This is a genomic window from Gordonia sp. CNJ-863 (genome assembly GCF_001942325.1).
In the GTDB taxonomy this organism is placed as follows: domain Bacteria; phylum Actinomycetota; class Actinomycetes; order Mycobacteriales; family Mycobacteriaceae; genus Gordonia; species Gordonia alkanivorans.
In genome coordinates, this window is sequence record NZ_MKKG01000044.1 from 91,368 (window position 1) to 115,831 (window position 24,464).

21 protein-coding genes are annotated in these 24,464 nt (G+C 68.0%); 14 read left to right on the forward strand and 7 right to left on the reverse strand.

Features of this window, described 5'->3' with window-relative positions:
• The first annotated feature begins 129 nt into the window (after nt 1–129).
• Nucleotides 130–1,092, forward strand: a complete 963-nt coding sequence (locus BJF87_RS18790; RefSeq protein ID WP_006358027.1) for an alpha/beta hydrolase family protein — start codon at nt 130–132, stop codon at nt 1,090–1,092.
• 320 nt (nt 1,093–1,412) lie between these two features.
• Here the strand turns inward: BJF87_RS18790 and BJF87_RS18795 are convergent, their stop codons facing one another.
• Both BJF87_RS18795 and BJF87_RS18800 read right to left on the reverse strand, forming a co-directional pair.
• Nucleotides 1,413–2,771 carry a DUF3068 domain-containing protein gene (locus BJF87_RS18795; RefSeq protein ID WP_035753681.1) on the reverse strand — a complete coding sequence of 453 codons (1,359 nt, stop codon included), beginning with the start codon at nt 2,769–2,771 and terminating at the stop codon, nt 1,413–1,415.
• 104 nt (nt 2,772–2,875) lie between these two features.
• Nucleotides 2,876–4,252: an AarF/ABC1/UbiB kinase family protein gene (locus BJF87_RS18800; RefSeq protein WP_035753683.1), complete on the reverse strand. Its 1,377-nt coding sequence runs from the start codon at nt 4,250–4,252 to the stop codon at nt 2,876–2,878.
• A 199-nt stretch (nt 4,253–4,451) separates the two neighbouring features.
• On the opposite strand from BJF87_RS18800, the gene BJF87_RS18805 reads away from it, so the two are divergent.
• A complete protein-coding gene (locus tag BJF87_RS18805) occupies nt 4,452–5,495 on the forward strand; it encodes an NAD(P)-dependent alcohol dehydrogenase (RefSeq protein WP_006358024.1) in 1,044 nt (347 codons plus the stop codon).
• 297 nt (nt 5,496–5,792) lie between these two features.
• Here BJF87_RS18805 and BJF87_RS18810 read toward each other — a convergent pair whose 3' ends face one another.
• The gene (locus tag BJF87_RS18810) at nt 5,793–6,038 is read right to left on the reverse strand and encodes a DUF6480 family protein (protein ID WP_035753689.1); all 246 of its coding nucleotides are present in this window, start codon (nt 6,036–6,038) and stop codon (nt 5,793–5,795) included.
• Between the two features lie 140 nt (nt 6,039–6,178).
• Here BJF87_RS18810 and BJF87_RS18815 point away from each other — a divergent pair, with 140 nt between their 5' ends.
• From BJF87_RS18815 to BJF87_RS27125, 3 genes are all read left to right on the forward strand, one after another.
• Nucleotides 6,179–6,385: a hypothetical protein gene (locus BJF87_RS18815; RefSeq protein ID WP_006358022.1), complete on the forward strand. Its 207-nt coding sequence runs from the start codon at nt 6,179–6,181 to the stop codon at nt 6,383–6,385.
• A gap of 75 nt (nt 6,386–6,460) precedes the next feature.
• Nucleotides 6,461–7,510 carry a hypothetical protein gene (locus tag BJF87_RS18820; protein WP_035753692.1) on the forward strand — a complete coding sequence of 350 codons (1,050 nt, stop codon included), beginning with the start codon at nt 6,461–6,463 and terminating at the stop codon, nt 7,508–7,510.
• Nucleotides 7,511–7,559: 49 nt separating this feature from the next.
• A complete protein-coding gene (locus BJF87_RS27125; protein WP_075863771.1) occupies nt 7,560–9,029 on the forward strand; it encodes an aminotransferase class I/II-fold pyridoxal phosphate-dependent enzyme in 1,470 nt (489 codons plus the stop codon).
• A 53-nt stretch (nt 9,030–9,082) separates the two neighbouring features.
• On the opposite strand, the gene BJF87_RS18830 is transcribed toward BJF87_RS27125, so the two are convergent.
• Both BJF87_RS18830 and BJF87_RS18835 read right to left on the reverse strand, forming a co-directional pair.
• Nucleotides 9,083–9,517: an SRPBCC family protein gene (locus BJF87_RS18830; protein WP_075863724.1), complete on the reverse strand. Its 435-nt coding sequence runs from the start codon at nt 9,515–9,517 to the stop codon at nt 9,083–9,085.
• A gap of 14 nt (nt 9,518–9,531) precedes the next feature.
• Nucleotides 9,532–11,127 (reverse strand): NAD(P)/FAD-dependent oxidoreductase, encoded by a 1,596-nt coding sequence (locus BJF87_RS18835; protein WP_075863725.1) that lies wholly within the window; start codon nt 11,125–11,127, stop codon nt 9,532–9,534.
• A 124-nt stretch (nt 11,128–11,251) separates the two neighbouring features.
• Between BJF87_RS18835 and BJF87_RS18840 the strand changes: the two genes are divergently transcribed.
• Nucleotides 11,252–12,148: an SDR family oxidoreductase gene (locus BJF87_RS18840; RefSeq protein WP_075863726.1), complete on the forward strand. Its 897-nt coding sequence runs from the start codon at nt 11,252–11,254 to the stop codon at nt 12,146–12,148.
• Between the two features lie 11 nt (nt 12,149–12,159).
• On the opposite strand, the gene BJF87_RS18845 is transcribed toward BJF87_RS18840, so the two are convergent.
• The gene (locus tag BJF87_RS18845; RefSeq protein ID WP_006358015.1) at nt 12,160–13,695 is read right to left on the reverse strand and encodes an FAD-dependent oxidoreductase; all 1,536 of its coding nucleotides are present in this window, start codon (nt 13,693–13,695) and stop codon (nt 12,160–12,162) included.
• Between the two features lie 132 nt (nt 13,696–13,827).
• On the opposite strand from BJF87_RS18845, the gene nadB reads away from it, so the two are divergent.
• From nadB to BJF87_RS18880, 7 genes are all read left to right on the forward strand, one after another.
• Nucleotides 13,828–15,480 carry an L-aspartate oxidase gene (gene nadB / locus BJF87_RS18850; RefSeq protein WP_006358014.1) on the forward strand — a complete coding sequence of 551 codons (1,653 nt, stop codon included), beginning with the start codon at nt 13,828–13,830 and terminating at the stop codon, nt 15,478–15,480.
• Nucleotides 15,481–15,554: 74 nt separating this feature from the next.
• Entirely contained in the window at nt 15,555–16,559 is a 1,005-nt protein-coding gene (locus BJF87_RS18855; RefSeq protein ID WP_075863727.1) for an alpha/beta fold hydrolase, read from the forward strand.
• 165 nt (nt 16,560–16,724) lie between these two features.
• A complete protein-coding gene (locus BJF87_RS25935; protein ID WP_075863728.1) occupies nt 16,725–17,645 on the forward strand; it encodes a hypothetical protein in 921 nt (306 codons plus the stop codon).
• A 170-nt stretch (nt 17,646–17,815) separates the two neighbouring features.
• Complete coding sequence (locus BJF87_RS18865) at nt 17,816–18,109, forward strand: metal-sensitive transcriptional regulator (RefSeq protein ID WP_006358011.1); 294 nt, start codon at nt 17,816–17,818, stop codon at nt 18,107–18,109.
• 47 nt (nt 18,110–18,156) lie between these two features.
• Complete coding sequence (locus tag BJF87_RS18870; protein WP_075863729.1) at nt 18,157–18,363, forward strand: heavy-metal-associated domain-containing protein; 207 nt, start codon at nt 18,157–18,159, stop codon at nt 18,361–18,363.
• A gap of 1 nt (nt 18,364) precedes the next feature.
• Nucleotides 18,365–18,589, forward strand: a complete 225-nt coding sequence (locus tag BJF87_RS18875; RefSeq protein WP_075863730.1) for a hypothetical protein — start codon at nt 18,365–18,367, stop codon at nt 18,587–18,589.
• A complete protein-coding gene (locus BJF87_RS18880; RefSeq protein ID WP_075863731.1) occupies nt 18,589–20,913 on the forward strand; it encodes a cation-translocating P-type ATPase in 2,325 nt (774 codons plus the stop codon). Before BJF87_RS18875 ends, BJF87_RS18880 begins: the two co-directional genes overlap by 1 nt.
• 134 nt (nt 20,914–21,047) lie before the next feature.
• Here the strand turns inward: BJF87_RS18880 and BJF87_RS18885 are convergent, their stop codons facing one another.
• Nucleotides 21,048–22,523 (reverse strand): FAD-binding protein, encoded by a 1,476-nt coding sequence (locus tag BJF87_RS18885; RefSeq protein WP_006358007.1) that lies wholly within the window; start codon nt 22,521–22,523, stop codon nt 21,048–21,050.
• A gap of 169 nt (nt 22,524–22,692) precedes the next feature.
• On the opposite strand from BJF87_RS18885, the gene BJF87_RS18890 reads away from it, so the two are divergent.
• Entirely contained in the window at nt 22,693–24,255 is a 1,563-nt protein-coding gene (locus tag BJF87_RS18890) for a molybdopterin-dependent oxidoreductase (protein ID WP_006358006.1), read from the forward strand.
• Nucleotides 24,256–24,464: the final 209 nt, after the last annotated feature.

The following is a 24,464-nucleotide window of genomic DNA, read 5'->3' on the forward strand; positions in this document are numbered from 1 at the left end:
ACTTCACAACGACGGGTACCGCTCCTGACGGGGATCAATAGAATCCCCCTACGTATGACTTCCGCAGTACCCGGTAGGCAAGACCCAGAAGCGGCCGGCTCCGGCCGAGATCCAAAGGAAAACTGACGAATGCTGACTCGCGCCCGTAAGCGCCTCGTCGCCGGACTCGTGGCTCTCGTGGCCGTGTCAGGTGCCACGCTGGTCGCAGCTCCGCCGGCGTCCGCAGCCAATGGTTGCAACGTCGAGTACGTCCGCTCGAACGCCATGAACCGGACCGTGCCCGTGTGCATCGTCTCGGCTGGTGGCGGCGGACCGAAGCCGACGCTGTACCTCCTCGACGGCCTGCGTGCCCCCAACAACAACAGCGGTTGGCTCATCAACACCGATGTCGCCCGCTACATGGCGGGCAAGGGCACCAACGTCGCCATCCCGTTCGGCGGCGGCGGCAGCTTCTACACCGACTGGCAGTCCTTCGACCCCAAGCTCGGCAACAACAAGTGGGAGACCTTCCTGACCCGCGAGCTGCCGCGCTACATGGCCGCCCGCCATGGCAGCGACAACCGTCGCAACGGCATCGCCGGCCTGTCGATGTCGGGCACCTCGGCGCTCAACCTCGCGTCGCGTCACCCGGGCTTCTACCAAGCGGTGGCCTCCTACAGCGGCTACCCGACGGTCACCCTGCCGGGCTTCACCCAGGGCATCCAGGCCTCGGTCATCGAGATGGGCGGCAACCCGTCCAACATGTGGGGCTTCTACCCGGCCGGCAGCTGGTTCCAGAACGACCCGTTCCTGAGCGCGGGCAACCTGGCCGGCAAGCACGTCTACATCTCGTCCGGTAGCGGCGTCGGCAGCAAGTACGACTCGTCGGTCAACCCGACCAGCAGCAACTTCGACCCGGTCAAGTTCGCGCAGATGATCCCGCTGGAGGTCGCCGCGTCGACCAGCAGCCAGCTGTACGTCGGCCGCGTCGCGCTCGTTCCGGGCGTCAAGCTCACCACCCGGATCACCCCGGACGGTGCGCACTGGTGGGACTACTGGCAGAGCACCTTCAAGGAGTCGTGGGCCAAGACCTTCCGCCCGGCGTTCTTCTGAGCCGCGTAGGCGGTCTCGCAACTTCATAGAGACAACGGCAAGGGCCGGTGACCTTCGGGTCACCGGCCCTTGTTGTTGTGCGGGTGGCATGCGGCCCGGAGCTTGCGGAGCCTCTCGTCCGGCTCCCTGAGGAGGTCCCGGAGCTTGCGGAGGGGCCGTCTCGAAGGGCTGGTGAGGGTTCGCGACGGGAGCGCCGAGGGCAGATGCAGCGGAACGTATCGCCGACCGACACCTTTCGCTACATCTGCACCCATACGAAAACACCGCGGGTGCATCCGGTGATCCGGATGCACCCGCGGTGGTCGTTCTGGCAGCTGGCCCTACTCGGGCGGCGGCTGCTTGCGGAAGGAGCGCGTCGACGAGTCGTCGGCGGGCGGTTCGCCGCCGTCGACCTTCGGGATCTGCTCGGTCGGACGCTCCCACGGGTTGCCGGCCGACGATGCGGTACCGGCCGCCGGACCGTCCCGCTTGATCATGGAAGTCCGGCGGTCATCTGCGGCGGGCGCGGTGGCAGCCGGGCCTGCGGTGGCCACGGCGGCGTCGTCGCGACGTCCGCGGAAGAACATGAAGGCCGCAAGCGCCAGCATGATCACGCCGAGCACGCCGAGGACGATCGGCAGCCAGAAGCCCAGGAGCTTCAGCTGCGTCACGTATCCGCTGGCGGTGTCGGCCTGCTTGGTGACGATCCCGTCGGCCCACTTGAAGGTGCCCTTCAGCGCGTCCATGCGGAAGTTGCGGACGACCTCGGGGTTGGACTCGCTCTGGTCGGGCGACTTGAAGTACTGGTGCTGATCCTCACGGCCGTCGACGATGGTGCCGGTGATCGGCTCGACGTAGACGTGGCGCACCGCCGCAGCGTGGCGGTGCATCGTGATCGGATCGTTCGGGCGGACGCCCTGACCGCTGATGCCCCACCACTTGGCAGGCATCGTCAGCATGGTGCCGAGGGCGGCTTCGCCCTGGGCGTTCGGCAGGCTCGACAGGTCCTTCTCCGGGACGTCGCAGGCGAAGTGAAGGGTCTTGATGCCCTTGATCTCGACCTCGTCCTGGAACTTCGCGGTGCAGTCCTGGCGGGTGTTGAGGTCGTAGTAGAGGTAGTCGCGCTGCTGGACGTCGAACCCGAACTTGTACTGGAAGCCCTTGCGGTTGTCCAGGGCGACCGAGACGTCGTTGACGTTGCCGCCCGGCGGCACGGCCTCGAGCTGCAGCGAACTCACGGCACCGTTGGGGACCGACGTCTTGCGGTTCACCGACACGCGGTCGATGCTCGCGGTGAGCAGGCCGTCCTTACAGGTACGGGTCTCGCCGGCAGCGGCGACGGTGGGCTCGGTCTCCTGACCGTCGGCGTCGCGCAGGCGGTCGATCAGGACGGTCTGCGCGGACTGCAGAGTCGCCTGGCGGCTGTCCGAAGGCTCGACGATCACCGAGCGGCGTTGCTGGGTGAGATGCGCCTCGAATGTGCGGGCACGATCCTCCGACACCGAGCAACGGTCGAAGATCACCGCCGGGAAGCGGTCACCGGTGGACCCGTCGGCGGCGACGGTCGTGGCATCCGAGGTGATGTCGAGGTCGAGGGGCACCACCTTCAGCGTCGGCACCAGGTACAGCGGGATGGCAAGGGCGACCGCGAGGAACGCGGCACCGAAAAAGGCCAGCAGTGCCGGCACGAAACGTCTCATGTGTGACTCCTGTGAATCAGCAGCGTAATCGGTATCACCCTAGCGGGCGTCTCGCGTTCCGTACGCGTCAGTAGGCCCGACATGCCGGGATTCGCGATCGTGCATCAGTTCGTGCGGGTCCGGTCGGCGCGCCGATCGCGTTCGGCCTCCTTCAGGATGCCGGCCATGTACCCGTAAATCTCTTTGTCGGACATCGCTTTCCACCTCGGGGCCAGGAGCTTCGTGTACTTCTCGACGTACAGCAGCTGTTTGCCGACCAGAACCAGCTCGCGGGGGAGTCGGGCGTCGTGGGCCTTGGCCACCGCGGCGAGCTGTCGGCCCAGGTCGGTGTAGGACATCGAGCCCAGATCGGTCGTCGACAACGGGGTCGTCACCTTCTTGATGTCCTCGGCGCCCTTGGTGGTCGACCCGGGCTTGTGCACGGCGCCGAGCAAGAAGATCGCTCGACCCGCGGATTCGTAGTCCGCGCGGACCACCAGGTCGACGACGAGCTGGCGGAGGATGCGACGGGTGCGGGGCGTGAACCGCCCGACGATGCCGAAGTCGAGCAGCACGATCTTCCCGGCGTCATCGACGAGGACGTTCCCGGCGTGCAGGTCGCCGTGGAAGAGACCGCCGTGGAATGCCGAGTCGAGCAGCGACAACAAGAGGTTGCGGCACAGCGCGACGCCGTCGTGCCCGGCCGCCCGGACCGCCGCGGCGTCGTCGATCCGGACGGCGTGGATGCGCTCCATCGTCAGCACGCGCGGCGTCGTGAACTCGTCGTAGACGCGCGGCACACGGACGCGGTCGCCGAAGGGGCCCGGCTGTAGGCATTCGAACCACTCGCGCATGGTGTCGGCCTCGATCCGAAAATCGAGTTCGGCGTCCAGACCGGCCGCGAAGTCCTCGACGACGTGGCGTGCACTGAGCATCCGGCCGTACTCGGAGATCTCGACGAGACCGGCGACCCTCTCGAGGATCGCGACGTCGGGGGCCAGGCGGTCGGCGATCCCGGGTCGCTGGATCTTGACGACCACCTCGTCGCCGCTGTGCAGGGTCGCGGTGTGGACCTGGGCGATAGACGCCGAGGCGATCGGCACCGGATCGAACTGTGCGAACACCTCTTCGGGCGGGCGGCCGAGTTCGGCGACGAACTGTGCGCGCATCGCGTCGGGATCGGCCGGCTTCACGCGGTCGAGCAGCGACTCGAATTCCGAGGAGAGGGCGTCGGAGAAGACGCCGGGACTGGAGGCGATGAGCTGCCCGAGCTTCACATACGTCGGGCCGAGATGTTCGAAGGTGGCGCGTAGTTCATGCGCGGCGCGCGCAGCACTGGGTGCGCGACCGCGCAGCGCGTCGCCTGCCGTGTGGAGGACGAAGCGTCCGAGGCCCGCAGCCGCGTGCGCAGTGGTCGTCCCGAATCGCGTGACCTCGGCGATGGGCGACACCGGGTGCAACTGCGTGCGCCGGCCGTCGTCGGCCGAGCTGTTGATAGTCACCGTCGGCCATTGTAACGATCATCGATGTCCGATCCAGTGTCTCCACGGGCTGCGTCGGGCTCCGACGTGCCGAGGTGGCGGAGACGCACGGACGACGGCAGACTTGTTCCGTGCCGACCCATGCGCCCTCGCGCATCGGTCCTTCGACCGCGAACAGTGTCGACACCCTCTAGCACCCCACCCCCTAGGAGATCCCCGTATGCCCACGACGGTCAACGCGTACATAGCCACGGCAGCGGATCGCCCGCTCGAACCGACCACGATCGAGCGACGCGACCTCGGGCCGAACGACGTCGCGATCGCCATCGCCTACGCCGGCATCTGCCACTCCGACATCCACACGGCGCGAAACGAGTGGAACGGCACCAAGTTCCCGGTGGTGCCGGGGCACGAGATCGCCGGTACGGTCTCGGCCGTCGGTGCAGGCGTCACCCGCTACGCCGTCGGCGATCGCGTCGGCGTCGGCTGCTTCGTCGACTCCTGTCGTGAATGCGAGCCGTGCCGCCTCGGTGAGGAGCAGTACTGCGAGCGGGGAAACACCGGAACCTACAACGCGACCGGCCGTGACGGGCAACGCACCCACGGTGGATACAGCACATCCATCGTCGTCGACGAGAACTATGTCTGCCGCATCCCGGAGGGCATCGCGCTCGACGTGGCGGCTCCGCTGCTGTGCGCCGGGATCACCCTGTATTCGCCGCTGCGACACTGGGAGGCGGGTCCCGGCAAGAAGGTGGCCGTCATCGGGCTCGGCGGTCTCGGACACGTCGGCGTCAAGATCGCGCACGCACTCGGCGCGGAGGTGACGGTCCTGTCGCAGTCGCTGAAGAAGATGGAGGACGGGCTGCGCCTGGGCGCCGACCACTACTACGCGACGAGTGATCCGCAGACCTTCCGCGAGTTGCGGGGGCGGTTCGACCTCATCCTCAACACCGTGTCGGCCAACCTCGACATCGGGAAATACCTCGGCATGCTCGCGCTCGACGGCACGCTCGTCGAACTCGGTCTGCCCGAACATCCGATCGAGGTCCCGGCGGGCGCGCTGATCGGCAAGCGCCGAAGCTTCTCCGGTTCGATGATCGGTGGGATCGCCCAGACCCAGGAGATGCTCGACTTCTGCGCCGAGCACGGTATCGGTGCCGAGATCGAGGTGATCTCCGCCGACCGGATCAACGAGGCGTACGACCGGGTGGTCGCCTCGGACGTGCGCTACCGGTTCGTCATCGACACGGCCACGCTCTGACCCGACGACTCGTCTCGGCCCGGTCCGCTCAACCGGCGGCCGGGCCGGATGTTTGATGTACTCGTTGCTGGGAATCCGTACGCGGAACAATCCGCACCAACCTCGAGGAGGCGGCCGCGCATGACGTCAACGGAACTCGCGCCGGTCGAGCAACGCACCGATGCGCCGCGACACGTCGAACTTCCCTTCACTCATGAGGGGGTGGGCGCGACACAGATGGTGCCCTGGCGCAACGGAATTCGGCACGACGCCAGGTCCTCGACGATCCTTCCCGATCGCCGACGGGCCGATCGGACCTCAGAAAACCATCGTGATGAGCCCGATGATGATCACCACCATCGCGATCACCAGCAGCCCGACGCCCAGCAATGCGCCGACCCCGCCGGCCGGGAAGCGTTTGGTCCGATCGGGTTGTTCGTGCGAAAGGCCTGACGTCTGAGGGGTATCGGGAGGGGTGTCGCCGGGCGCGACGCCGCCACCGGCCTCGAGGTCGGGTGTCCCCTCCGGTGCTGGGTCCATTGACTCGCGTGGTTCGTCTGACATGTCAGTCGCATACCCGCGTCACCGGGGTCCCACACTTCGAGTCCAGCGCGTGGGGCGTGGGGCGGCGTTTGGAACACGTCCGTACCGGGAAACCGGACATCTGACGGATACCCGAAAAGGATTGGTGGTGAAGGCCCTACATGTCCGAAGAGCTTCCGATGGAGCCGGCCGAGACCGGCACACCGGACCAGACACCCGACGACGCGCGCCGCAAGGTCGACGAACTCGAGGCGGAACACGTCGACGAACCCGATGAGAAGCCGACGTCGGCTGAACCGACATCCACATCCGACGACGAGGACGATCTCGAGGCACCTGCGTCCGGCGACCCCGAGCCGCCGGACTGACCAGCGCCGAGGAGGCCGTCGGTGGATTCCACAACCGTCGAGCGCCAGGAGGGCAGGAGTATCCCGAGTCTGCGCATGGTGGCCGAGCACGGGTTGCCGGAGACGCTGATCACCAACGGGGAAGACCGGATTCGCGGCATAGCCGAACGGTTCGGTATGGACTACCGCGGGGTCACGGTCACCCGTGACACAACACTTCAGATGACCCCGCGCGGTGATCTCGAGACCGTCTGGGGATCCGACCGGATTCCGGACGAGGTCGTGGTCTTCGTGACGGAGATGCCCCGTCTGTTCAGTGGGCTCGGTGGTGACACCCGTGCCCGGGACAGCGTCGTGCTGGCCGAACTCGACCGGGAACGCGGCGCCGCGGTGATCTCGCTGCCGGCGCTGGGGCCCTCGCCCCGCCGACGGCTGGGAAAACTGATCACGATGGTCGTGTCCGTGCTCAAGGATTCCTCGACCGAGCCGTTCGAACTGTCTCGCGGACTGGTGGTCGAACGGGACGGCGAGACGGAATACGTTGTGGCCCAGGGTCTTGTCTCGCGAGCGCTGCTGACGGCGGGGATGGTCCGCGGCAACCGGCCGTGGCGTCTGATCCCGATGCTCACGGGTATGACAGCAGCGGCGGCCGCGGCGGCGTCGTTCGGTGTCTTCTTCTCCACCATCTGGTCGATGGCCAACGCGCTCAGTCCGTGGCGCCTGGCCGCCATCTCCGTATTGTCGATGGTGCTGGCGACACTCTGGCTGATCGTCAACAACCGCCTCTGGGAGCGGACCACCGACACCTACCGGCCCCGCGCCCGCCTCTACAACACGGCCACGGTCTGCACCGTCGTCTTCAGCGCGGTGGTTCTCTACGTCGGCCTGTTCCTCGCGGTCCTCGTCGCCGCGATGACCGTCATCGACGAGACCTTCCTGTCCTCACAGCTCGGATTTCAAGCAGGACTGAACAATTACCTCAACCTCGCCTGGCTGGCGACCTCGATGGGGATCTTCGCCGGCGCGCTGGGGTCCAGCGCCGACAGCCACGACGACGTGCTCCGGGCGACGTACGGTTATCGAGAACGCCTGCGACGCCGCGCAGCGCAGTCGTCGCAGGGCGGCGAGATGAGCGAATCCCACTGACCCGCAGCATCGTGCTGCCACAAACTGATCGGAGTCCGACATGCCGTCTCTGGATCAATCTCGAGCTCCGCTCCTGGAAGCGCTCGACAAGTACCGTCGCAACAACCGATACGGCTACACGCCGCCCGGCCACCGGCAGGGGAGAGGCGTCGACGAGCGCACCCGTACCACGATCGGAGCGGCCGCGTTCGAATCGGATGTCCTCGCGTCCGGCGGCCTCGACGACAGGCGGATGTCCAACGCCTACTTGTCCGACGCCGAAGAGCTGATGGCGGATGCCGTCGGAGCCGAACTGGCATTCTTCTCCACCTGCGGCAGTTCGTTGTCGGTGAAGGCAGCGATGATGGCGGTGGCCGGCGGTGAAGGCGGTGAACTGCTCATCACCCGGGACGCGCACAAGTCGATCGTCGCCGGGTTGATCTTCTCCGGCCTTCGTCCACGGTGGGTGCGCCCGCGCTGGGACGAGAATCTCCACCTGACGCATCCGCCGTCGCCCGAGGAGGTACGCAAGGCGTGGGAGACGGATCCGCAGGCGGCCGGCCTCCTCATCGTCAGTCCGACGCCGTACGGCACCTGCGCGGACATCCGGGCGATCGCCGACGTGTGTCACGAGTACGGCAAGCCCTTGATCGTCGACGAGGCGTGGGGTGCGCACCTGCCGTTCCACGACGAGCTGCCTACGTGGGCAATGTATGCCGGAGCCGACCTGTGCGTCGTCAGCGTTCACAAGATGGGCGCGGGATTCGAACAGGGGTCGGTGTTCCACGTACAGGGGGACCTGATCGACCGCTCCCGGCTGTCCCAGTGTGCAGACCTGCTCATGACCACGAGCCCGAGTGTCCCGATTTACGCCGCGCTCGACGGTTGGCGCCGGAACATGGTCGAATCGGGTCGCGAAATCTTCGGTGGTGGATTGGAGTTGGCCCGACACATACGACGGAGCGTCGACGAGATGGAGGGTCTGATCGTGATGCACGACGAACTGCTCCACGAGGAGGCCAGTCACGATCTCGACGAGATGCAGGTCCTGATCGACGTCCGAGATCTCGGGGCCAGCGGCTATCAGTGTGCGGACTGGCTCCGATCGCACCACTGCGTCGACGTCGGAATGAGTGACCACCGCCGTATCCTCGCCACCATCTCACACGCGGACGACGAGGACACCGCGGATCGGTTGCTCACCGCGCTGAGCGACCTCGCTTCCGCCGCAGGATCTTTCGATCACCCTCCGGCGATCCACCAACCGACTCCGGAGGAGCTGCAGCTGGAGACAAGGATGCTCCCGCGGGATGCGTTCTTCGGAGACACCGAGCGGGTACCACTCGACGACGCGCCGGGACATGTTGCCGCCGAACAGATCACGCCGTATCCCCCCGGCATCCCGGTGGTGGTCCCGGGCGAGGTGCTGAACGATGCGGTGGTCGAGTACCTGCGGACCGGCAAGAACGCAGGGATGAACCTGCCCGATGCCGCAGACGACGATCTGGACACCATCAAGGTCGTGTGCCGCCCTTCCTGATATCGAAGGGCGCAGACGCCATGTAGACGGTTACCCGCGAACGGCGGGGAAGGTCAGCTGGGTTGGCGCTCGGCGAGCATTGCCAGACGGGTCAGACACTCGTTCAGCCGGGGAGACATGGCCGTCTGCTGCACAACCGGCGGAATCCATTTCAGTGGTGCGGTCTCGACGAACTCTTCCATACCGATGATCGAGCCGTTGCCGTCCTTCTCGATCGTCATCCGGATGCGGGCGCGACCGAAGGGCCAGCCGGCGGCGGAGAGCTCCAGCAGCCCGGCCTTGGATTCGCACGATGTGGTCTCGTCGTTGAGCAGCGCCGGCCAGACACCCACCGAGTGGTGGATCCTCGACCCGGCCTGAGGCCAGTTGGCATCGACGTCGCGGATGCGTGATGCGCCGACCACCCAGGAGGCGTAGAGCCAACCGTTGGACAGCACCGACCAGACCTGTGCGGGAGTTGCGGATGTGTGGCGTTCGACGCGATTCATGGAATGTTCTCCGTTCAGTCTTTGTCTCGGGACTTGGTGAGGTGTCTGCTGATGGTGCGGCTCAACGTCCGTCGTGGTAGCCCGCGCAGGCCGTCAGAGGCGAGGGCGGCGCGGGCGGCGTTGCTGCCGCAGGCGCCGTGGACTCCGCCTCCGGGATGTGCGGCTGACCCCGCGAGGTATAGGCGGTCCACGGGGGTCGTGGCGCCACCGAGGTTCGGCGTCGGCCGGAAGACCAACTGCTGGAACAGTTGTGCCGTACCGCCGTTCACCGTCCCGTGAACGAGGTTTGCGTTGGCGGTCTGCAGGTCGTGTGGGGTCTGCACGTGGCGGCCGACCATCATGTCCGAGACACCCGGAGCGTGTTCCTCGAGGACCTCGTCCATTCGAGCGGCGAGGAGTCGAGCGGCCTCGTCGTCGGTGACGCCACGGGGGAGATGGCTGTAAGACCACGCGCTCTCGGTGCCGGTAGGCGACCTCCCCGCGTCAGCCGTCGTCATCTGACCGAACAGCAGGAACGGGTGTTCCGGGATGTTGCCGGTCTCGATGTCGGCGGTGGAGTAGGCGATGTTGCGTGCGTCCGCCCCGAGATGCACGGTCCCCGCTCCGGTCAGATTCGAGCTGCGCCAGGGGATCTTCCCGTCGATCGCATAGTTCACCTTCACGACCGGGGTGTCCCAGACGAACCGCTGGAGGTCGTCGAGCACCCGCGCTGGCACGTCGGCTGGCGAGAGCAGTTCTGTGTAGAGCGCAGATGCCGAGACGTCGGCGAGGACGGCCCGATCGGCCTTCCACCGCCGTCCGCCGCGGTCGACGACGCCGACCGCCCGGCCGCCCCGGACATCGATCCAGGAGACTCGGCTGCCGCAATGTATCTGTGCACCAGCACTCTCTGCGCGACGCCGGAGTGCGGCCGAGAGGGCGCTCGCCCCACCGACTGGAACCGGGTATCCGGTGTCCTGACCCAACATGGTCAGCAGGTATCCCATCACGCCGCTCCCCGGTGCGTGAAGGGGGATGTCGGCATGCAATGCGTTGCCCAGGATGAGTAATCCGGCCTTCTCGCTGCGGAAGAGCTCTCGCACCATCTGGTCGGCCGGGAGCACCAGGAACCGCGCGAGACGCAGTGCTTCCGCGGTGCCGATCGAGCGCAGGAGGGACAGGACCGCGCGAACCGGCGGAAACGGCCCGAAGAGGGTGTTGAGGATGGCGGGTCGGAGCGTCTCCCATTGACCGACCAGATCGAGCCAGGCCTGGCCGTCGCGGCGGTCGAAGGTGGCAAGGTGGGCTGCGGTGTCGGCGGCGTCGGGGTGGATGACCGGGGCGTCGTCGTCCTCGGGGCCGGCCGGGTGGCCGAACGCCAGCGGTGCCCGGCTCCACTTCAGGCCGTGTTCGTCGAGTGCGAGGTCGGTGAACACGGGGGAGGCGACCGCAAGAGGATAGAAAGCGCTGAACAGATCGGTGACATAACCGGGGGTCAGCTCGGCACTCTTGATCGCGCCGCCGACCTCGGGGGCGGCTTCGAGGACCGTGACGTCCCAGCCGGCGTCGGCCAGCCTGATGGCGGAGATGAGCCCGTTGTGTCCGGCGCCGACCACGACCGCGTCCGACACTCGCCCCAACTCCCTTCGCTGCTACGCGGGCCGTCCGGCCCATGGGTGGAAGGGATACCCGTCCGGTCGCGTGGCAAACGCGGCGCGAAGGTGTAGGACGTGACCGCGCGGGTAGTCCGAAACGGTGAAGATCTCCCTGAATCTGGGCCACGTGTGGCATCCGCGAGTCACCGACGAACGCCTCCGCCGGTTGTGTGCGGGGCGGATCGCCGTGATCACCGGCGCCGGCTCGGGCATGGGTCGATCGCTGGCGAACAGGGTGGCCGCGGCGGGGATTCCAGTGCTGATCAGTGACGTGGACACGCGGGCCCTTGCCGAGACCGCGAGATCGGTGGCACGCCATGGGGTGGAACCGGACGCCACCGAGGTGGATGTCGCCGACGCCGCGGCTGTCACCGCCTACGCCGACGAGGTGACGCGACGGCACGGTGCACCCGCGCTGGTGTTCAACAACGCCGGCATTACCATGGTCGCGTCGGTCCTCGACGAGGACGACGACTACGCGCGGCGGATCATGGCCGTCAACTTCGGTGGCGTGGTGAACGGTACGCGAGCGTTTCTCCCGTATGTCGATGCCGTTGGTGGACGAATCGTGAACACCTCGAGCGCATTCGGGTTGATGGGGTCCCCCGCGCAGTCCGCGTACTCGGCGTCGAAGTTCGCTGCTCGCGGGTTCTCGGAGAGCATGCAGAAACAGTTGCGCGCGAACGACTCCCGAGCCCGTATCCATATCGTGTGCCCGGGGGTCGTGCACACTGCGATCGCCCGGCGGGCCCGGTACGTGGACCCGGCGGTGCGAGAGTACGTCACCAAGGGATTCGACCGGCGACTGCCAGGTGCCCGCCCCGACGCCGCGGCGACCGCGATCCTCGCGGGGGTGCTGGGTGACCGCGACCGAATCCTCGTCGGGATCGACGCACGGGTCCTCGACCTGGGCGTCCGACTGCTGGCCGGCGCTCTGCAACGCCCCGTCGCGACGGTGACCGGACCGGCGTTCCGGCGGATTCTCGGCGCGCGGTGACGTGCTGCGGATCAGCTGTCGGAGGAGTCCTGCGAGAACAGCTTTCGAGTCGCAGGACCTTCGAGTACCTCGCCGGAATGACTGAACCGAGAGCCGTGCAGCGGACAGTCCCAGGACTGCTCGGCGTCGTTCCAGCGCAGCACGCCGTACAGATGGGTGCACAGCGGTGCGACGGACTGCGTCTGGCCCGCCACGGTGCACACGCCCTTCGGTGAGGCCCCGGAATGCCCGACGCTGCCGTCGCCCTCGGCGGGTGAGGAGTTCGCCGGTTTCAGCAGGCCGAGGTAGCCGCCCACCATGTAGGCGGCCACCTGCGCGTTGGCCGATGCTGCCGACGCCAGTGATCCGGGCTTGGTGATCTCGGAGGAGCGCCAGGGGCGAACGGTCTTGGACCAGTGGGGTTCCGAACCGAGGATGCGCCCGGTCATCGACAACGCCGCCGCGACGCCGTTGGTGAGCCCCCACTTGGCGAACCCGGTGGCGACCTGAACGCTCTCCATGCCGGGGAGAAGTGGTCCGACGTAGGGCAATTCGTCGATCGTCGTGTAATCCTGCGCCGACCATCGCGCCACCATGCGGGCGGTGGGGAAATGCTTCTCGGTCCACGCGATCATGTCCAGGGCATGCTGCCGTTCGGATTTCGTGCGGCCCACCTCGTGTCCGAAGCCGCCGACCATCAGCAGCTCGCCGTCGTAGCCCGGTCGGGTCGCGGTCCGCAGCGAGACCGACGGATTGTCGGCGCCGAGATACATCTCGCGCGGGATCTCCTCGTCGACGGTGAACGCCGCCGCGTACGAGCGCTGCGGATGCACCCGCGCGAAGAACCCGGCGCGATCGAGGAACGGAACACCGGTCGCGATCACGACCGATTCGGCTCGGACGTCGCCGGCATCGGTGGTGAGGGTGTGCGGCGTGCCGTGGCGCAAGCCCTGCACGCGGACGCCCTCGTACAGGTGGCCGCCGTGCCCGCGCAGGTCGTCGGCGAGGGCGCGCAGCACCACCATCGGGTCGATCTGCGCTTGCCCGTCGAGACGGATGGCCGTCTTGACGTCGAACGGGAGTTCCGGAACGTCGACGTGTTCGACCGGGATGTCGTGCGCCCGGCAGGCCTCGAACTCCTTCTCCACGGTCTTCGCACCCGACGCGGTGGCGGCGAAGGTCAGCGCCGCACGCTCGTCGACCTGCAGACCCCGGTGGGTGAGGTAGTGCCGGAGCCAGGCCTGGCCCTCGAGGTTCGCGTCGACGTAGTCCTGCACTGCGGGCTTCCCGTGCCGACTCGAGATCGACGACAACCGCGTGCCCTGCAGCAGCGACAGCTTGCCGGTGGTGTGGCCGGTCGCGGCGGCGCCGATGTGGCGGGCTTCGAGGACGGCGACCTTCTGTCCGGCCCGCGCCAGCAGAAGTCCCGTGGTCAGGCCGGTGATGCCCCCGCCGACGACAATCTGGTCATAGGTGTCGACGGTCCCGAACGGGGTGGTCTCGGGACGCACGTCGGGGAGCCCGGCGTGATCGGAGTCGTTCGCCGGGTCGAACCAGAGGGTTTTCATGGTGGTCGGGGTTGCCGCGATCAGGCGCGATCAAACATTTCGCCGCCGGGAGCTGCGGGGTAGGGTTTTCGACTGGGAATCGAAAACATCCCGCCGGAGTTGAGACAGTACGACCGGCGAAAGGCGGATGACATGAGTACGTCCACATACGGACCGGGGGCGGACGCGGGTGACGCGGACCGTGCCGATCTCGTCGTGGTGGGGGCCGGTATCGCGGGCCTGACCGCCGCACTCTGCGCCGCACAGAGCGGACTCTCGGTCGTCGTGGTCAACAAGGGCCCGAGCTGGCGTCCCGACCGTGGGGAGCAGCCGACCTCGACGTTCTACGCCCAGGGCGGCGTCGCGGTGGTCATGCCCGATGTCCGCTCGACCGGTCCGGACGACGTCGACTCGATCGATCTGCACCTCGCCGACACGCTCGCCGCGGGCGGCGGCCTCACCGACCCCGTGGCGTCGCGCCCGATCCTGGCCGACGGATGGTCGTCGGTGTCCGCGCTGATCGCGTGGGGCGCCGACTTCGATCGCGATGCGGACGGCGAGCTCCTGCGCACGCGTGAAGGCGGCCATTCGGTGCGACGGATCATCCACGCCGGCGGCGATGCCACGGGCGCCGCGATCCAGCGAGCGCTCCACAACGCCGTCGCGCAGCGGGAAGCCGGCCCCGGGCGGTGCATCCGCTTTCTCGACGACGCCATCGTGACCGGGATCCGGGTCGACGACGGCCGGGTCGCGGGGGTCTCGTATCTGCGGAACGCTCGATGGGGTGTGGTCGACGCGCCGACCGTCCTGCTCGCCACGGGCGGTGCGGGGCATCTCTACGCGGCGACGACCAACCCGTCCGGTGCCACCTGCGACGGCATCGCGCTGGCGCTGCGGGCGGGTGCGCACGTCGCCGACCTCGAGTTCATCCAGTTCCACCCGACGATGCTCTACACGCCGGGCGCCCGCGGACGCCGGACGCTCATCAGCGAGGCCGTGCGAGGGGAGGGCGGTCGACTCGTCGACGTGCACGGACGGTCGGTGACCGACGGCGTGCACCCCATGGGCGACCTCGCACCACGCGATGTGGTCGCGAACGCCGTGGAGACCGCCATCGAGCTGACCGGGCATCCGTGCGTCTACCTCGACATCAGTGGGTTGCCCGACTTCGAGCGGCGATTCCCGACGGTGAGCGCCGGAATCCGGGCGGCCGGTATCGACCCTGCCGACAACCGCATCCCCGTCGTGCCGGGTGCCCACTACCTCTGCGGTGGCGTGGTGACCGACGACGAGGCGCGCACCGCCGTCGACGGTCTCCTGGCAGCCGGGGAGGTCGCGCGGACCGGCCTGCACGGGGCCAACCGGCTGGCGTCGAACAGCCTGCTCGAAGGGCTCGTCATGGGACGCCGTGCCGCAGCGGTCGCCGTTGGACGACGTCACCTGCGGCCGACGCGCCCGGTTCCCGTCACGACGCCGGGACCGGCGCCGATCCTCGACCGCGACCTGCTCCAGGACACGATGTCGCGCCGGGTGGCTCTCCGCCGGTCCGCCGACGGACTGGCAGCCGCGGCGGCGACGATCGCGAGTGCGCCTCGGCGAATCCCCGCAACGGTGCGCGAGGTCGAGGACGCGGCACTCACGCTGACCGCGTCCGCGGTCGTCGCAGCCGCGACCGCCCGGACCGAGTCGCGCGGCGCTCACGTCCGAACGGACTGCCCACTCACGGCCGAGGTCGGGGAATCCCACACCTTCCGCCTCGTCGACGGGGAGATCCGCGAGTCGGGATTCGCCGGCATCGCGGTCTGAACACCAGGCGCGCGCCGCGCACCCGAACACGCAAGTAGATGCGGTCGTCGGATACGAGCGATACATTGGCGCCGATGACCCAGAGCTCACCAGACGCGCACGACGCCGAACCCCACGACCACTCCGATACCCCGCGACACGAGACCATCGACCTCGGACACATCACCCTCCACGCGCTGGTGTGGGGCCCGGTCGACGGCCCGGTTGCGGTGTGTCTGCACGGCTTTCCCGATTCGGCGTGGACGTGGCGTCTCCTCGCGCCCGAACTCGTCGCCGCCGGATATCGCGTCGTCGCACCGTTCACCCGTGGGTACGCTCCGTCGGACATCCCGCGGGACAAGGACTTTCATGTCGCGGCCCTCGCCTACGACGCCCGCGAGATCCACCGTGCGGTGGGCGCCGGTCCCGACGCGGTACTCATCGGGCACGACTGGGGTTCGTTGACGGTCAACGCCCTGTCGCACCGTTCGGACAACCCGTACTCGGCGGTGGTCGCGATGTCTGTTCCGCCGATACCCGCCATCCGGCGCGCGGTCGCCGAGGGGCCGGGAGCGGTCCGACTCCTGGCACGACAGGCGACGATGAGCTGGTACATCGGGTTCAACCAATTGCCGTGGCTGCCCGAGCGGAGTCTCGACTGGCTGATCCCCCTGCTGTGGCGACGCTGGCGGATCCGACGCCCCGGAACCCCGCGGCCGAATTACGACCTCGACGTCGACCGTGCCCTGGCCGCCCTGCCGACACGCGCACATCGCGCTGCCGCCCTGGGCTACTACCGCGCGATGCTCCGACCCCGGACCGATCCGCGGTACGCCGACCTCCGCGACGCCTGGTTGGGTGAACCCCGTTGCCGCACGCTGTATCTGCACGGCGCCGACGACGGCTGCATGCAGTCGAGATTCACCGACCACGTGCGGGGCGTGTTGCCCGACGGCAGTGCCGCCGCGGTCATCGCGGACGCCGGACACTTCCTCCACCTCGATCGCCCGGAGGAGGTGAATCGCCGGATCGTGATGTTTGTCGCCGGGACGCGCGGGGGCGAACAGGGTGGCACCGGACCGGCCTCCTTCGTAGACTGACGCCCGGGATCTTCACAGCACCGCGGCCGCCGGGGACGCCGTGGCGCTTGCCGGGGGGCGAGCCGAGGTCGGCACGAACACTCGAGAACCACTGCGAAGACCGGCGTGGCATGGCTGGATGGCGCGCGTAGACGTGAAGTACTGCAGGTATGAAGGGGAGTCCGTATGAACGGCGAAGGCTGTTGGTCGACGGTGGTGTGCCGGCCGACCGAACGGGCGGCGCTGGGACTGTCGGGTGACTCCGATTGGTTGTTGCAGTGCCGTCTCGCGATCGGCCATCGCGGGAACCACGCGACCGATGCGAGCACCCACCCGCGGCACGACCGCCGCCTCTGGCTCGAGTGGAACGACTTCGACGATCGCGCCCAGTCCCTCATCGAACGCAACCCGTGCCCGGTCCCATCGCCGGAAGGCGTCGGCTGCGTCTTCTTCGTCGGCCACGGCGAACCCCATTTCTATGCGCATTCGAACGGGCACGCCCCGTCGGTGATGTCCGGTGCCGGAACCGGTCATCATCAACGCCCTGCTCCCGGTCCCGACCGGACGGGGTCGCAGCCGCCGGCCCCGCATCCGCAGCGGATGGGGTCGCACCGGTTGCCGGACTCGCATCAGCCGCCCGCACCGCTTCCCCCGGCCGGGGCACCTGCTCCCGAGTCGGCCCACAGGGCCGAGCCCGAACCCACGCCTGAGTCGGGATACCGCGGCGGCCGCCGGTCGACGAACGCCGAACCGATCGCCGCCGAGGACTACCACGGCCGACGCCACCGGTCCGTCGCGCCGGGCCGAGACGTTTCCGGCCCGGCGGCACCGAACGCTCCGGCACCGAACGCCGCAGCACCCAACCCTGCAGCACCCAACCCTGCGGCACTCGGCCCGGCGCAACCCGGCCCGGTGGTGCCGCAGGCCGCTTCTCCGGCGGGCGCAGCTGTCCCGCCCGGGGTTGTCCCGGATGCGCAGGCAGAGGTTGCCGACCATTCCTCGGAGCCGGTTTCCGCAGCCGAAGCCGCACGTCGCGCCGAGATCAGCGCGGCCCTCGACGACGTCGCCGTAGCCCTGGCGCGCCTCGCCGCCGCATTGCGGCCGTAGCTCCCGCGATCCCCGAACCCCGACGCGCCCGTGTCGGGGTTACGCGTTGCGCTCGCGCTCGACGGCCGCCGATCGCGATCACATACGGTAGGGGGGTACCGTCGACGGTTGAACGCTGGTATACCTGGTGAGGCATACCCCTGAGGGGTACCCGTCACAACAGGAGCGACATGGACGAGCACCAGCACGGCTACATCGGCCGCAAGGACGACTACCTCAAGCGACTCCGCCGCATCGAGGGTCAGGCACGTGGGTTGCAGCGCATGGTCGAAGAGGACTCGTACTGCATCGACATCCTCACCCAGGTGTCGGCCATGACCAAGGCACTGCAGGCGGTCAGCCTGGGTCTGCTCGAGGAGCACATGGCCCACTGCGTCGTGCGCGCCGCGCAGGAGAGCGACGCGGCCGGCAAGGAGAAGGTCGACGAGGCCATGGCCGCGATCGCGCGGCTCGTGAAGTCCTGACGTCGACGTTCGGCCACACCCACGAGACTTCAACCAGAGGAGTACGGATGAGCACCACCAGCAACTACACCGTCACCGGCATGACCTGCGGCCACTGCGTCGCCTCCGTCCGCGAGGAGATCGAGGAGATCGCCGGCGTCACCAGCGTCGACGTCACCCTCGAGAACGGAGCCGTGCGCGTCGTCGCCGATCGTGAGATCCCGCGCGAGGAGATCGCCGGAGCGGTCGCCGAAGCCGGGTATTCACTGATCTGACATGAGCATCCCCACGGGTCCTCTGGCCTACGTCGTCGCGCTGATCGCCGCTTTCGCGATCGCCTTCGGCGTCGGCCGGGCATGGGGACCGCAACCCGAGCCGGTCACCCACGACGCACCCTCGCACGGCGTCGTAGAGACGACCGTTCCCGACTCCAGCCCACGAGGCGACACGACACACACCGACACCGATCACGACGACGTGACGAATGGAGGCGACCACTGATGTCCGCGAGTCCTGGCCTGCAACTGGTCGACCTCGACATCTCCGGCATGACCTGCGCGTCGTGTGCGAACCGCATCGAGCGAAAACTCAACAAACTCGACGGCGTGACCGCCTCGGTGAACTACGCGACCGAACGCGCCCACGTCGAGGTCCCCACCGGTCTCGCCGCCGACGACCTCATCGAGGTGGTCCGGGCCGCCGGTTACGACGCCGCGCCGATCCTGCCCGACCCGCCGACCGGGTCGGAAGCGGACACGACCGACACCGCACCGACCGCAGATCCGGAACTCGACGCGCTTCGGCAGCGGCTGATCGTGTCGGCGGTGCTGTCGGTCCCGGTGATCGCGCTGGCGATGATCCCGGCCTGGCAGTTCACCTACTGGCAGTGGCTGTCCCTGACGCTGGCCGCGCCGGTGGTCGTGTGGGGCGCCTACCCGTTCCACCGCGCGGCCTGGATCAACCTGCGGCACGGCGCGACCACGATGGACACGCTCGTGTCGGTCGGCACGCTCGCCGCGTTCGGCTGGTCGCTGTACGCCCTCTTCCTCGGCACGGCCGGTACGCCCGGCCTCACCCACGGATTCGACCTGCTGCCCCAACGAACCGATGGGGCATCGCACATCTACCTCGAGGCGGCCGCGGGCGTCACGACCTTCCTGCTGGCGGGTCGCTACTTCGAGAAGCGATCCAAGCGGCGCGCCGGTGATGCACTACGTGCACTCATGGACCTCGGGGCCAAGGATGTCGTGGTCCGCGGGCGCCGGGAGCGAAGCGAGCGGGCCCAGGATTCAGAGAGCGGCGTCGAGACCCGAATTCCCATCGGCCAGTTGGTCGTCGGCGACGAGTTCGTCGTGCGGCCGGGAGAGAAGATCGCGACCGACGGCGTCGTGATCGAGGGTGCTTCGGCAATCGACGCGTCGATGGTGTCCGGGGAATCGATCCCGGTCGAGGTGACCGCGGGTGATGCGGTCATCGGCGCCACCGTCAACACCAGCGGACTGCTCGTCGTCCGGGCGACCGCGGTGGGTTCCGACACCGCGCTCTCGCAGATGGCACGCATGGTCGCCGCCGCGCAGGAGGGCAAGGCCGACGCGCAGCGTCTGGCCGACCGCATCTCCTCGGTGTTCGTGCCCGCGGTGATCGCGATCTCCGTTGCCACGCTGGGCTTCTGGCTGGGTGCGGCGTCGTTGGATGACTTCGCAGGCGGTGACGTGACCTTCGCCTTCACCGCGGCGGTGGCGGTCCTCATCATCGCCTGCCCGTGTGCGCTCGGGCTCGCCACTCCGACCGCTCTGATGGTCGGCACGGGCCGCGGCGCACAGCTGGGCATCCTGCTGAAGGGGCCCGAGGTGCTGGAGTCGACCCGGCGCGTCGACACCATCGTGCTGGACAAGACCGGCACCGTCACCACCGGCGACATGTCGGTGTCGACGGTGACCGCGGCCGCCGGTAGGGACGAGTCGCAGGTCCTCGCGTGGGCGGCGGCAGTGGAGGCCGGGTCGGAGCACCCGATCGGACGCGCCGTCGTCGACGCGGGGCGTGAGCACGTGTCGGAGAAGGCCCGGGATTTCGTGTCCACGCAAGGTGCCGGTGTTGCCGGCACCGTGGGAGACAGGCGAGTCCGGGTCCTCTCGCCCAGCAAGGTGACCGTACAGATACCCGCCGACCTCGCGACCGCGGTGTCGACCGCCGAGTCGGGTGGCGCGACAGCGGTCGTCGTGCTTGTCGGGGATACGAAAGAGGATGCGTCCGAACCGGTTCCGGTCGGCGTGATCGCGGTGGCCGACCGGATCAAGGAGTCGTCGGCAGAGGCCATCGCCGAGTTCCGGCGCCTGGGTCTCACGCCGAAGCTGCTCACCGGCGACAACGAGGGTGCGGCCCGCGCAGTGGCCGACGAGGTCGGGATCGACGACGTGACCGCGGGTGTCAGCCCGCAGCGCAAGCTCGAGGTGATCGCCGAACTCCAGGAGCAGGGCCGCGTGGTGGCGATGGTCGGCGACGGCATCAACGACGCCGCGGCACTGGCGCAGGCGGACCTCGGTCTCGCCATGGGCACCGGCACCGACGTTGCGATGGCGGCCAGCGACCTCACGGTTGTGAGCGGTGACCTACGCGTGGTCGCCGACGCCATCAGACTGGCGCGTCGAACCCTCGGCACGATCAAGGGAAACCTGTTCTGGGCCTTCGGTTACAACGTCGCCGCGATCCCGTTGGCGGCCGCCGGAATGCTGAATCCGATGATCGCCGGGGCTGCGATGGCACTCTCCTCGGTGTTCGTCGTGGGAAACAGCCTGCGGTTGCGCCGGTTCTCCCCGACCCGCTGAGAACCGCCCCGGAAAACACGCCCAACTGAGAACCGCCCCTGAGAGCAACTCTCCAGAGAGGCGCCGGCGACATAGTGTCGTCGGCCCCGCTCCACAGGGTGTCTCTCAGGGGCGGTCTTCAGTGAGTGGGTACTTCAGCTCACACGCGAGGTCACCTTCGCCGCGGCGTGACGACCGGCGCGGCGACCGAAGTACGATCCCTCGCCCAATTGAGTTCCGCTGCAATACCCCTTGCAGTCTTGCGCGATGTTGGTGGCGCTCGCGCCCGCGGCGTACAGGCCCTTGATGACCGACCCCGACTCGTCGAGCACCTCGCCGTCGAGCGAGGTCGCCATGCCGCCCATGGTGAAACCGGCGTACACCGCCTTACCCAGTGAGAGGTCGTAGACGGCCCAGGGGCCCTTGTCCTGGGGTTCGAGGAACTCGGCCGCCTTGTGGAAGTCGGGATCCTCCTTCTTCGCGGCGTTCTCGTTGTACCGCGCCATCGTTTGCTGCAGATTGCCCTCGGGGATGCCGAGTGCGGCTTCCATCTCCGCGATGGATTCGTAACCGTCGATGAACTTGATCAGGTAATTGTGCTCCTGATTCATGTGCGATTCGTCGACGATGAGGTATGCCGTCGAATCCGGTTGTTCCAGAATGAATCCCGAGGTGCGGGCGTGGTACGAGTCCTCGGTGACGAATCGCTCGCCGAACTTGTTGACGATGACGCCCATGACCATGCTGGCCGGCGGGTAGATCGGGGCGGTGATGAACGCCTTGTCCATGTACTTCAGTTCGGCGCCGACCGAGCGGCCCATGCGGAGTCCGAGGCCGTCGTCGTAGGTGTTGCCCAGGACGAACGGCTTCTCGGCGAGGTGCGGCGTGTGCTCGGCGACCATCTCGGGGTTCATCACGAAGCCGCCGGCGGCGATGATCACCGAGGTGGCGCGGATGACGCCCTCCTCGCCGGGCCTCTTCCAGGTCACTCCGGCGACCGTTCCGTCGGAGTCGACGACGAGCTGCCGGGCGCCGGTTTCATACCGTACTTCGACGCCGAGCTCGCCGAGACGCTTGACCAGCAAATCGATGACCAGCGAGGCGCCACCGGTCTCGCCGGGAACCGGCACCTTGTGACCGCGCGGGGCGGGGACGGCCTGGTCCTTGAACGGCCAGACCTTCTCGTTGCCGGTGTACATCAGGCCTTCGGTGCCCGGTTGGATGACGGCTTTCTCCGGGTAGAAGCTGCGCTCGAAGGTGAAGCCCAGCCCCTCGAGCCAGTTGAAGTGGTCGACGCTGTCGACGCAGTACGCGTGGATCTTGTCGGCCTCGGGGTCGATGGACACCGCGGTCAGGTACTTCTCCATCTCCTCGGGCGAGTCGTCCTGACCCGTCGCCTTCTGGACGGCGGTGCCGCCACCGAGATAGAAGAAGCCTCCCGACAGTGAGGTGGTGCCGCCGGCCGCGGCGGCACGTTCGATGAGCAGGACGCGCGCCCCGTTCGCGGCGGCCTCTGCCGCGGCGCATCCGCCCGCGATGCCGAATCCGATCACGACGACGTCGACCTCGTCGGAGAATTCGGTCACCGATTCGAGGGCGACGGTCTCCGGGATCTCGGTACTGGTAGCCATGCGGCCAGATTAGCGGACTAACTAGAACCTGTTCTAGTCTTGGCGTCCATTCATCGGGACACCTTAGTGTTCGCACCGAATCAGCAGGTCAGCCGATTGATCGTCGGATGAACGGCGGGCCTTCGGCCGCGACCCGCCGCCACGTGCCCGAACTCCGGTATCAAGAAGTGTGACCTTCTCGTCGACCCCTCGTGCGCACACCGCGGCCCCGTGGCTGGCGGGGATCGTCGCGGTGGGTGCCGGACTGGCGGCCGGGGAGATCGCCGCGGTCCCGGTGTCGCCGGACGCGTCCCCGTACTTCGCGGTCGGCTCGTCGGTGGTCGACCACTCGCCCGAGGCGGTCCGGGAATGGGCCATCCAGACCTTCGGCATCGCCGACAAGGTCGCCCTCTTCGTCGGGATGGGCATCATCATCGCCGTGATCGCCGGCGCCTGCGGGTACCTCGAGCGGCGGCGTCCACCGCTCGGTTCCGCGATCATCGCGGTCTTCGCTGCCGTCGGAGTGCTGGCGGCGGTGAACCGGCCGGGCGCTACGTGGACGTATGCGCTGCCGTCGGTCCTCGCCGGGGTCGTGGGCATCGTCGTACTGAGGCTGCTGCTGGCACAGCTCGACGACGAGCCGCCGCCGGTCGAGGATGGTGATGCGGAAGATCGCGTCCACCAACCGATCTCGCGCCGGTTCGTCCTCGCGGCGGGTGGCGTTGCCGTGGCGGCCGTCGCGATCGGCGTCATCGGCCGTCGCATGCTCGCCGACACCGCGAGCACGCTGGCCGACCGTGCGCGGATCCTGCTGCCGAAGCCCGTCGACCCGGCACCGCCGATCCCGCCGGGTACCGAGATCGACCTCTCCGGCGCAACGTCTTTCATCACCGGCAACGACGACTTCTACCGCATCGACACCGCGCTCCAGGTGCCGACGCTCACCACCGTCGAATGGCGACTGCGGATACACGGCGAAGTCGACAGGGAGGTGACGCTCGCCTGGGACGACCTGCTGGCGATGCCGATGACCGAACGGCTCGTGACACTCGCGTGCGTGTCCAACGACGTCGGGGGAGACCTGATCGGCAACGCGCGATGGCTCGGCGTGCCGATGCAGATGGTCCTCGATCTCGCCGGAGTGCGGCCCGGAGCGGACATGCTGCTCTCCACCAGTGTCGACGGATGGACCTGTGGCACACCGATTTCGGACATCACCGATGGTCGCGACGCCCTGCTGGCGGTCGGTATGAACGGCGGGCCGCTACCCATCGAACACGGGTATCCGGTCCGTCAGGTGGTTCCCGGTCTGTACGGGTACGTGTCGGCGACCAAGTGGGTGGTCGACTGGGAGATCACCAGGTTCTCCGAGGCCAGGGCGTACTGGACCGATCGCGGATGGTCCGCGCTCGGACCCATCAAGCTGGCCTCACGGATCGACCGCCCGGCCCGGGGTACCTCACATCCTGCGGGTGAGGTCGTCATCGCCGGAACGGCGTGGGCGCAGCACATCGGCGTCGAGCGCGTCGAGGTCCGGATCGACGACGGGCCGTGGCAGCTCGCGGAACTGGCGACCGAGTACAGCGTCGACACCTGGCGTCAGTGGAAGTTCGTGTGGCAAGCGGACAAAGGCGACCACACGGTCACGTGCCGTGCGATCGACAAACAGGGGCGCCCACAGGTCGAGCGGTATCAGTCCCCCGCGCCCGATGGCGCGACCGGTCTGGACGAGCGTAGATACACCATCGCCTGATCGTCTCACCAGCGATTTCGGGGCCGGACGCTGGTCAGATAAAGATTATGAGAAATGGCGTTGTCAAGGGTTGAGTGAGGTATCCGACTCTCCTGAGATTGCGCTGAGAGCCCGTGTTATGTTTCTCCAACCTCTATATGTGAGCCGGGTGACAGTCATCGCTGTCAGAGCCCGAGCACTTCGTGACCTGCGTCAGGTCGTCCGCACCG

What these genes read in the sequence shown, in the direction of transcription:
- BJF87_RS18790 (WP_006358027.1), top strand. Translation starts at nt 130, where the DNA reads ATGCTGACTCGCGCCCGTAAGCGCCTCGTCGCCGGACTCGTGGCTCTC.
- BJF87_RS18795 (WP_035753681.1), bottom strand. Translation starts at nt 2,771, where the DNA reads ATGAGACGTTTCGTGCCGGCACTGCTGGCCTTTTTCGGTGCCGCGTTC.
- BJF87_RS18805 (WP_006358024.1), top strand. Translation starts at nt 4,452, where the DNA reads ATGCCCACGACGGTCAACGCGTACATAGCCACGGCAGCGGATCGCCCG.
- BJF87_RS18810 (WP_035753689.1), bottom strand. Translation starts at nt 6,038, where the DNA reads ATGTCAGACGAACCACGCGAGTCAATGGACCCAGCACCGGAGGGGACA.
- BJF87_RS18815 (WP_006358022.1), top strand. Translation starts at nt 6,179, where the DNA reads ATGTCCGAAGAGCTTCCGATGGAGCCGGCCGAGACCGGCACACCGGAC.
- BJF87_RS18820 (WP_035753692.1), top strand. Translation starts at nt 6,461, where the DNA reads ATGGTGGCCGAGCACGGGTTGCCGGAGACGCTGATCACCAACGGGGAA.
- BJF87_RS18830 (WP_075863724.1), bottom strand. Translation starts at nt 9,517, where the DNA reads ATGAATCGCGTCGAACGCCACACATCCGCAACTCCCGCACAGGTCTGG.
- BJF87_RS18845 (WP_006358015.1), bottom strand. Translation starts at nt 13,695, where the DNA reads ATGAAAACCCTCTGGTTCGACCCGGCGAACGACTCCGATCACGCCGGG.
- nadB (WP_006358014.1), top strand. Translation starts at nt 13,828, where the DNA reads ATGAGTACGTCCACATACGGACCGGGGGCGGACGCGGGTGACGCGGAC.
- BJF87_RS18855 (WP_075863727.1), top strand. Translation starts at nt 15,555, where the DNA reads ATGACCCAGAGCTCACCAGACGCGCACGACGCCGAACCCCACGACCAC.
- BJF87_RS25935 (WP_075863728.1), top strand. Translation starts at nt 16,725, where the DNA reads ATGAACGGCGAAGGCTGTTGGTCGACGGTGGTGTGCCGGCCGACCGAA.
- BJF87_RS18865 (WP_006358011.1), top strand. Translation starts at nt 17,816, where the DNA reads ATGGACGAGCACCAGCACGGCTACATCGGCCGCAAGGACGACTACCTC.
- BJF87_RS18870 (WP_075863729.1), top strand. Translation starts at nt 18,157, where the DNA reads ATGAGCACCACCAGCAACTACACCGTCACCGGCATGACCTGCGGCCAC.
- BJF87_RS18875 (WP_075863730.1), top strand. Translation starts at nt 18,365, where the DNA reads ATGAGCATCCCCACGGGTCCTCTGGCCTACGTCGTCGCGCTGATCGCC.
- BJF87_RS18880 (WP_075863731.1), top strand. Translation starts at nt 18,589, where the DNA reads ATGTCCGCGAGTCCTGGCCTGCAACTGGTCGACCTCGACATCTCCGGC.
- BJF87_RS18885 (WP_006358007.1), bottom strand. Translation starts at nt 22,523, where the DNA reads ATGGCTACCAGTACCGAGATCCCGGAGACCGTCGCCCTCGAATCGGTG.